Annotated in this window: 1 protein-coding gene; it reads left to right on the top strand. The window is 62.5% G+C overall.

Annotated elements, in window-relative coordinates:
- A partial coding sequence (locus SB816_RS31665) for a hypothetical protein (protein WP_410548204.1) occupies positions 1–272 on the top strand: 272 nt, incomplete at both ends.

Raw genomic sequence — 272 nt, 5'->3', positions numbered from 1 at the left:
CGACGACGCTCAACGAGTACCAGAAATACATCGAGAAGGACGCGGCGCTCGAGCGACGGTTCCAGCCGGTTTATGTGGACGAGCCCACGGTCGCACAGACCATCATGATTCTGCGCGGGCTGCGCGACACGCTCGAAAGCCACCACAAGGTGACGATCACCGACGAGGCGATCATCGCCGCCGCGGCAATTGCCGTGCGGATGACCGAAAGCACCCGTTCAGGCTTGATATCCGTGCAGACCAGCTGGCTTGGATGCCCGTCCCAGTCGCCC

Source organism: Achromobacter sp. SIMBA_011 (assembly GCF_046535435.1).
Classification (GTDB): domain Bacteria; phylum Pseudomonadota; class Gammaproteobacteria; order Burkholderiales; family Burkholderiaceae_B; genus Achromobacter; species Achromobacter dolens.
Note: the sequence above shows the minus strand (reverse complement) of the source record. Positions and strands in the feature narration are given on the sequence as shown.